The 8,085-nt window shown below is 65.6% G+C and carries 8 protein-coding genes and 3 tRNA genes; 6 read left to right on the forward strand and 5 right to left on the reverse strand.

All coding sequences use genetic code 11. The annotated features are described in order from the left end of the window. The first annotated feature begins 85 nt into the window (after nt 1-85). The 6 genes from FR943_RS12825 to FR943_RS12850 all read left to right on the forward strand — a co-directional run bounded on the left by FR943_RS12825 (nt 86) and on the right by FR943_RS12850 (nt 5,794). Complete coding sequence (locus FR943_RS12825; protein ID WP_217157552.1) at nt 86-646, forward strand: hypothetical protein; 561 nt, start codon at nt 86-88, stop codon at nt 644-646. After that, on the forward strand, nt 646-978 hold the full coding sequence (locus tag FR943_RS12830) for a helix-turn-helix domain-containing protein (RefSeq protein WP_217157555.1): 333 nt from the start codon (nt 646-648) through the stop codon (nt 976-978). The genes FR943_RS12825 and FR943_RS12830 overlap by 1 nt, the downstream gene beginning before the upstream one ends. Then, nucleotides 975-2,021, forward strand: a complete 1,047-nt coding sequence (locus tag FR943_RS12835) for a hypothetical protein (protein ID WP_217157558.1) — start codon at nt 975-977, stop codon at nt 2,019-2,021. The genes FR943_RS12830 and FR943_RS12835 overlap by 4 nt, the downstream gene beginning before the upstream one ends. 52 nt (nt 2,022-2,073) lie before the next feature. Beyond that, entirely contained in the window at nt 2,074-2,343 is a 270-nt protein-coding gene (locus FR943_RS12840; RefSeq protein WP_217157561.1) for a hypothetical protein, read from the forward strand. Then, nucleotides 2,336-5,197, forward strand: a complete 2,862-nt coding sequence (locus FR943_RS12845) for a tape measure protein (RefSeq protein WP_217157564.1) — start codon at nt 2,336-2,338, stop codon at nt 5,195-5,197. Before FR943_RS12840 ends, FR943_RS12845 begins: the two co-directional genes overlap by 8 nt. A gap of 219 nt (nt 5,198-5,416) precedes the next feature. Further along, nucleotides 5,417-5,794 carry a terminase gene (locus FR943_RS12850; RefSeq protein ID WP_217157566.1) on the forward strand — a complete coding sequence of 126 codons (378 nt, stop codon included), beginning with the start codon at nt 5,417-5,419 and terminating at the stop codon, nt 5,792-5,794. Between the two features lie 338 nt (nt 5,795-6,132). Here the strand turns inward: FR943_RS12850 and FR943_RS12855 are convergent, their stop codons facing one another. The 5 genes from FR943_RS12855 to FR943_RS12875 form a co-directional block, all read right to left on the reverse strand. Then, a complete protein-coding gene (locus tag FR943_RS12855) occupies nt 6,133-6,777 on the reverse strand; it encodes a zinc finger domain-containing protein (protein ID WP_217157569.1) in 645 nt (214 codons plus the stop codon). Next, nucleotides 6,774-7,673: a hypothetical protein gene (locus FR943_RS12860; RefSeq protein ID WP_217157572.1), complete on the reverse strand. Its 900-nt coding sequence runs from the start codon at nt 7,671-7,673 to the stop codon at nt 6,774-6,776. Before FR943_RS12860 ends, FR943_RS12855 begins: the two co-directional genes overlap by 4 nt. Nucleotides 7,674-7,788: 115 nt before the next feature. Beyond that, nucleotides 7,789-7,863: transfer RNA gene (locus FR943_RS12865), tRNA-Val, on the reverse strand. Nucleotides 7,864-7,877: 14 nt separating this feature from the next. Beyond that, nucleotides 7,878-7,951: transfer RNA gene (locus FR943_RS12870), tRNA-Cys, on the reverse strand. Nucleotides 7,952-7,981: 30 nt separating this feature from the next. Next, a tRNA-Gly gene (locus FR943_RS12875) sits at nt 7,982-8,054 on the reverse strand. Between the last annotated feature and the right edge of the window lie 31 nt (nt 8,055-8,085).

The following is an 8,085-nucleotide window of genomic DNA, read 5'->3' on the forward strand; positions in this document are numbered from 1 at the left end:
ACTGGTACCCGGAAACCTCCGAACAAGTCACCTGCCCCCGCCGCCCCGGCGCATTCCATCTCACCCCTCAAACCAGGAGCACCAAATGACCACCGACCCCAAGCGCATGAGCCTCGACGAACTCGATTCCGTCGCCGACCAGGCCCGCGCCTACCTCGCCCACCTCGAACAGGCCCGAGCCGATCAACCCGAACGTCTCGCCAAGGCCAGATCAGAAGCTGACGAAGCCCGCGGTTGGTCACTCATCGAGGAACCCTGGAACACCCTGATATCCGCTCTGCCCACCTACAACTCAGACGGGCAACGCACCGGTGACGCACTCATGCTGCCGAGCATCACCGGCAAGGAACTGTTCGGCGCACGGCTGGCGTTCGACATGCTCGACTGCGGCGAAGACCAGGACCGCCTCGAGGAGGTGAAAACCCGCTACTTCACCGAACTGAGGGGCGACACGGGATTGCTGTTCCTGGTGTGCATGGCCGCCCTGGATACCATCGCCGGCCACATCGTCCCCCAAATGGTCGATGAACTCGAAACGCACGCATCCAACTACGACGTGCGGGTGATGCTCGCCGAGGCCCGAACCAAGGCATGGAACGGGCGCGTGAGCGAGCTGCGTGGCCCGCATGATGAAGCGGGGCACTGATGGAGATCACTGATAGTCAGGCCCGACTGATCCGTGACGTGGTGGCTGAGGTGATGCTCAACAGGCAACGCCTCGGTGCCCCGATCCCCGAGCGGGTGCGCGACCTCCTCCGCTACGTGTCCTGTAGAGGACATGAAACCGACGCTGCCGCAACACAATCAGATCAGGATCCCGACGACCTGATCAGCACCGAGCAGGCAGCCGAAATCCTGGGCTGCAGCCCCCGCCACGCCCGCCGGCTGACCGCCGACCTCGACGGCCACCGGGTCGCAGGCAGATGGACCTACAGCCGCACCGTCGTCACCGAATACGCCCAAGGGAGAGCATCATGACCACCCCGACAGACCCGGTTCTCCGCGAGGCGATCAAGCGGTACTTGACCGACCTGCCCCCCGATGACCTCGCCGCCCTCATCCAGGAAGTCCACGACGAAGGCAAGGACGCCTACCCCCCCCCCCCAGTGGCGATAACCCTCCCGACAACGAACAGGACCCCAATGTCGCGTTTCACTCGATCAGACGCCCGCATCCTCAACCGTGTCGTCACCGCGGCCGGCGCCCAACTGCCCGACGTGTTGACCGCGCTGCTCGATGCTGCCAACGAGATCCACCGCGCCGACACCAACCCCGCTGACGATCCGCTCACCGGCCTGGCCGACGCCGCCGCAGACGGCAAGGTCACCGCCGCCAAGATCACCTCCGCGTTCACCAAAGCGGGCGCCCAGGCCGCACAGGCCGCCACCGCGCAGCAGACCAGGCTCGCCGCCGAACGCGCCGTGATGGACCGCTTCGCCCGTGAGCTCCGCGGCGGCGGCGCCGATGAAATCGTCAACTCCTTGCGGCCCGCCTTCAACGCCCACATCGACGGCATCCGCGCCATCGCCGAAGGCATCGACAACATCACCACCGTCGACCCGGAGGCTTTCCTGGCTACCGCGGACGCCGAAACATTGGCGTTGTGGCAGTCGATCCCCACGCACGTCTCAGCGTTGGACCGCATCGCCGGTGTGGCCGACTTGTTCACCCACGCCGGTGCAGCACGGGTCATCACGCACCGTTCGTCCGGCACCCGGCTTGACGGCCTCGACGCGATATCCGGCCGAATCCTGTACTGCACCACCGATCAGATCGACCTCACCACCGCAGTCGGCTACTGGAGGGCCAACGGCCCCGGACGCCACTCCGCCTGGTTCCGGCTCTACGGCGTTGCCCAACTCCGCACGGTCGACGAAGCCCGCGAACGTCTGCGCGGCTGGTGCGAAGCCGCATTCGACGCGGCCCAACGTGCGCGGCAACGCAACTACTCCACCGTCGGCGGCCAACTCGTCGAGGACGCGCCGCAGCCCAACCCTTACCGCACCGAAGCGGCCGTGTAAGACCCGAACCGCTACCGAGATCCGACCTACCCGCCACATTGGAGCTGAACCAATGACCGAAGGCATTGCCCCCAGGATCGTCCGCGATGTCGTCGCCGTGTGCCGCACCATCGGCCGCGGTGACGACCCCGTGGATTTCGAGTTCGCAGCCCAGATCGTTGAAGCCAGCCAATTCCCGCCCTCAATGCTCGTCGCTGTCGCCTGCCGGATGATCGTCGACCTGTCCGCACAGATCGACGGCCCGCACAGCGTCGATGAATTCCTCGACTCGGTAATGGTGGGCGCCGTAGAGGCCTCGATGGAAGGATCCCACCATGCCTAGCGGCATCGAACTGGCCACGGCGTACGTGAGCCTCACCGCATCCACGGCCCAGCTCTCCAAGGACATCAACCGGGCCTTCGCCGACGCCGAGAAAGCCTCTGGCCGTTCATCGAAGAAGATCAGCGCCAACCTGTCCTCTGGCCTATCCAGCACGAAGAACACCGCAGGCCGCGCCGGCGCCGAGGCAGCCGCCGAGTACGAACGCGCCCTGAAGTCCTCCATCCGAGGGGAGAGAATCGGCGAAGCCATCGGCCGCCCCATCGGCAAGGGAATCGGCATCGGCATCAAGGCTGGCATCGGTGTCGCCGCGGCCGGCGCAACTGCTGCAGTCGGCGCTCTGACCTACGCCCTCACATCAGGGTTCGAGCGCCTCAAGAACATCGACAACGCCCGCTTCAAACTCAAGGCTCTCGGCAACTCTGCCGAGGACGTCAACACGATCATGCAGTCGGCCACCGACTCTGTGAAAGGCACCGCGTTCTCACTGGACAAAGCCGCCAACACCGCAGCTTCTGCTGTCGCCGCCGGCGTCAAACCCGGCAAAGAACTCACCAAGTACCTGTCCACCACCGCCGACGCTGCCGCCGTCGCCGGCACCTCCCTGGACGATATGGGGTCGATCTTCAACAAGGTGCAGACCAACGGCAAGGCCTACACCGATGACCTGCAGCAGCTCGCCGACCGCGGCCTACCGATCTTCACGTGGCTGCAAGAGCAGTACGGCGTCACCGGCGAAGCCCTGCGGAAAATGGTCGAAGACGGCAAAGTGTCAGCCGCCGACTTCCAGACCGCCGTCGAAACCCACATCGGCGGCGCCGCAACGACGATGGGTGAAAGCCTCGAAGGCTCCATCGAAAACATGAAAGCCTCCATCGCCCGCCTCGGCGCCAACTTCCTCGCACCGATCCTCGGCATGGACCCCGCCAAAGAAGGCTCCGACGCCGCCGCTGCGGTGCAGCGCATCACCGACAAACTCAACGAGATGGGCGCCTGGGTCCTGGCCCACCAGGACGACATCAAGCAGTATTTCGACACCGGTGTCGACGTCGCCCGCGACCTCGCCGGCGCCCTGGGTAATGTCGCCGGATTCCTCAAGCAGCACCCCGGACTCATCGAGGGTGTCGCCGTCGCCTTTGTGGCGTGGAAAACCATCACCGGTGTCTCCAGCCTGATAACCAGCCTCAACACCATCACCTCACTGCTGAAGGTGTCACTGCCTGCCGCGGCGGGCACCGGCGCCGCAGGCATCTCCGCCGCCCTGGCCAGGGTCGCCGTCCCCGCCTGGCTGGCGTACCTCGTCGGCAAAGAGAATCCGCTGGACCCCAACAACGGGATACCGCTGCCCAACGGTCAAATGCCGGTGGATATTCGAGATCCGAAATGGGGCGGCAAGATCCCGGCCCTGGACGACAACGGCAACCCCGTCGAACCGGTCGGGACAGCCGACCAGTGGCAGTCACGCGTACCCGGCGGCGGCAACGGACCCCACGGCCGCGCCCCCGCCGTCGACCCCACCGGCGGCCTGCTGAGCCCACCCGGGTACATCCCCTACGACCCCCGCAAAACCCCGCACCACAACGCCGGCGGACCCATCACCGGGACCGGACCCAAGGGCAAAGACTCCGTCCTGATGTTCGGCGCCCCAGGCGAACACGTCTGGACCGACAAGGAAGTCGATGCTGTCGGCGGCCAGGCCGCCATGTACGCGTTGCGCGCCGACGCGCTGGCCGGCCGCATCCCCGGCTACGAAAACGGCGGAGCGGTCGGCGCCATCGACTACGCCTACAACCAGGCCGGCAAGCCCTACCAGTACGGCGCGTTCGACTGCTCCATGCTCGCCTCCCAGGTGTATGCCCGCATGGCCGGACTACCCCCCGGGCGCTACTTCACCACCGACTCCGATTTCGAGAAGCTGGGATTCAAGAAGGGCTACAAGCCGGGCGCGTTGAACATCGGCACCAACGGCGGCAGCGGCACCAACGGCCACATGGCCGTCACCCTCCCCAACGGTGTGAACGCCGAGAACGCCGGCGGCGCCGGCTCCATGTACGGCGGTGACGCCAAGGGCGCCAACGACTTCTCCCAGCAGTGGTACTACGAACCCCCCAACTCGGGCGACATGGGCGCCCTGCAAGCCAACGGGATGCAGGCACATGGCCTGACCGCCGGTGCAGCGCCCGGCCCGCTCGGACCCGACGGGCAACCCGTCACCCCAGGATCGGGTGCTACCGCAACCGATTCGGGCCGCACCGAAGGCTACATTCCCGCCGGCGGGGGGAACGCGAGCGTGGCAGGCACCAGCTTCGCATCCGGACTGCTCAACATGGGCGCAGAAGCCATCAACGGTCTCATCGACCAGGCAGCATCCGCTGCCGCCACCGCTGCTTCTGCCGCGGCCACCGCAGGGTCGTTCGGCGCCGGTGGGCAAGCCGCCGGACCCGCCGCCGCGTTCGCCATCGGCATGGGCGCCAACGCCGCCAAACGCGGAGTCTCCTACGGCTTCCAACTGGCCGGCATCGGCACCGACGCTCTCATCGAACAACTCACCCCATTCGGGGCGCCCCGCTGGCTGTCCACCGACCCCACCGCATTCATGCCACAGATGGGTGTTGCGCCGGCCGCGACGACCACAGCGGAACAAGCACACCAGCCCGGCGACCAACCCGTAGGCCCCACAGCACCCGAGCCAGCCCGAGCGAACCTGCCCGCACCCAACCCCGACGACCTCCACCCCGCCGCCAACAACAACATCACCATCAACGGCGGCATCAACGGCATCAACCCCGACGAAGTCGGCGACCAGCTCCTCAAAGTCCAACGCCGCAACGCCCTGCAATACCAAGGCCGCCCATGACCACCACGCCCCCAAACCGCAGCCATCACGACCGGAGCTCAGAGGCCCCCGCAGCACCGCCCCACCGGCCACGCGGCGAACCCGCAGGTCAAAGGGGGTGGGGGGTGGACCAGACCCGACCTCGCCCCGCAACTCAGGGCATAGGCGTGACGAGAGGGAGCCACCCCCGAAAAAAATCGACCTATTTCGTCCGTTCGATTCGCTGAAGGAAAGGTTCTGATGGCTGACGACGAGCACCCCGTGCCGCGCGGATTGAAGGCTGCCGGGCGCCGGCTGTGGCGGTCCACCGTGGGTGAGTTTGTGCTGGCAGAGCATGAATTGGCGTTGCTTCTGCAGGTGTGTAGGACCGCTGACGCTTGTGATGCACTGCAGGCGATCGTTGACGCGGACGGGGTGCTCGATGAGTCTCCGCAGGGCCGCCGAGCGCATCCCGCATTGGTCGAATTGCGGCAGCAGAGGGCCATTTTTTCGCGATTAATCGCACAATTGGGAATCCCGGTCGGAGCTGAATCCGATGAGCTGGACGATGATGACGACCAGCCGAGGCGTGGCCGGCGCGGGGGGCCGGTGTATGGGATCACTGGGGCTGCGTCGTGAGGCGTCGGCGGCCGGTGGTGCAGGACGGGGCGGCGCATCGGCTGGTTGATTCGTCGTCGTGGCCGAAGTGTGTGCGTTTCGATGGGGAGGTTCAGGCGTGTTGGTGCTGGTTCGCGGAGCGGCATGAGGAGGTCGGCGCGGACGATTGGCCCGGTGGGGAGTTGGCGTTTGTCGTTGATTTCCTGAATGTGACTCAGCGGCATGACTGCAATGCGCCGTTCGTAGTGCCAGCAAGCGAACCGTCACGATGATCGTGACGCAGTTGCGCGAGAATGGGAATCGCCCCGAACACCGAAGTGTCGGGGCGATTCGTTGTCGTGGAGAGGAACGACTGGCGGCTATTCGGTGTCGTTGAATTTGACGTCGATGCCGCGGGCTGCAGCGAGCGCATTGAGGAGAGCGAGAAGTGCTGCAGTTTCACCATGTGTCCACGTTTCGGGCGGCAACGCATCCAGCACCATGTGGATGCGGTTGTGCAGCTTGTCGAGTTCATCAGTGGAGGATGTCTCCAATGCGGAGGTCTCATGGGGCGCGGTTCTGCGCTCCCGCCACTGGCGGTAGTCCTCCTGCTCGGCGTGATCACGGACTGGCCGCTCCCACTGAGCATCGCGCAGTACCGCGTGCCGCGTCAGTTGTTTGCAGACAGTGCATTTGAGGGTTCTCGTCAGTCGCCAGCCGTTGGGGTGCCGGCCGTCTTCGCAGGAGCGGTTATCGTCGTCGCGTCTCCAGTAGCCCCATGCAACGGTGCGTAGCTGCCCGCATTTACAGCAGAGTGCACGGCAACGATTATCGGCTGGGGTGCGCCGCCAACGCAGCCAGTCGTCGACGATCATCACGCGGCGCGTGTGGGGTCCGGTCTCTTTGCCTGAGCTGGTGCGGCATGGCCATCCGGGTCCGGCGTTGCAGAACGGGCAGCGGTGGTCGAGTGCTGGATGCGGTTCGGTGAACGACTCGCCGGCAGAGGCCTTCTTCTTCGCGGTCATCGCAGGCCCTTCCCGCCGCTCTGGGCGGGAAGAGCGTCTGCCCCGATGGTGTCGTCGTCTTCTTCGGGCACGCCGTAGGCGTACGTTTCAATCGCGTCCGAGATGTCCTCGGCGCCCATCACAATGTTGTTGGCGGCGCCGTCCACGAGTCGCGGGTCGAGCTGGTCGGCGGCCTTGTCGAGCGCGACGACGGCCAGCTTGAGGTAGCCGAGTGCGGTCACGACGTCGACAGCCGCCATCAGGGGACTGTCTTCGGGCAGGCCGCGCAACATCGTGTTGACCTCGACGCGCAACGTGTCGATCTTGCTGGTGGCGTCGTCGAGGAGCTGCGGGGCGCTCGGCTCAGGCAGCGGCGGCAACTCTTGCTCGTCCACATGAATCGGATCAGACTCGGTCGCAACGGGTTCCGGCTCAACAGGTGGTGCACTTTCCACCACCTGATCAGCAGCGGCCAAGTCCTTGATGACCGTCTTTCGACTGATGCCGGTAGCCGCCTCGATGGCGCGGAGGCTCAGCCCCGATTCCCGCAGCGACGAGACAACCTCGGTCCGTTCCTCACGAGGCAGGCGTAGGCGACTGGTGCCGGCACTGGCGGGCCGGCCGGCCCACTGCTCGACCTGGTCGGCCACCTGGAGGATCGCTTCAGCGATCTTGCGGGCCTCGGCGGGCTGGTAGTGCGACGAGTCGATGTAGACCAGCGGTGCGTCGGCTCCCTCGGTCGCGATCGTGCCGTCGCCCCACTGCACGACTACTCCGCGAACGTCGGTGTCAGCAACCGGTGCGGATGGGGTCCACACGCAGCGATAGGCGGTGGGTGTTGCGGGCTGCCAGTCGTCGGAATGCTCGGGATCGGCCCCGGTCGGCAGCGGCACGGTGATGATGTCGGTGGTGGTCATGGCTAACCCTCTCAGTTCGACGATCGTCGATCCGAGCTGCCAAATCCCGTTGGGCACGTATTGGGCATGGGCCCTGATCAGATCCCCTGAAAGTGGTTCTGACCTGCGGTAATACTGGTGCGCGATACTGGGATTGAACCAGTGACCTCTTCCGTGTCAGGGAAGCGCTCTCCCGCTGAGCTAATCGCGCTGGTAGAAATTTTTTGGAGGTGGAGACGGGAATCGAACCCGTGTGCACGGCTTTGCAGGCCGTTGCCTCACCACTCGGCCACTCCACCGCTGGGGTTGATGCCACAATCGCACCTTCGAGCGGATGACGGGATTCGAACCCGCGACCCTCACCTTGGCAAGGTGATGCGCTACCAACTGCGCTACATCCGCGCGCCACGAGCGAGATCGTCGCCCGTCGCGA

Source organism: [Mycobacterium] fortunisiensis, from assembly GCF_019050325.1.
Lineage (GTDB): Bacteria > Actinomycetota > Actinomycetes > Mycobacteriales > Mycobacteriaceae > Mycobacterium > Mycobacterium fortunisiensis.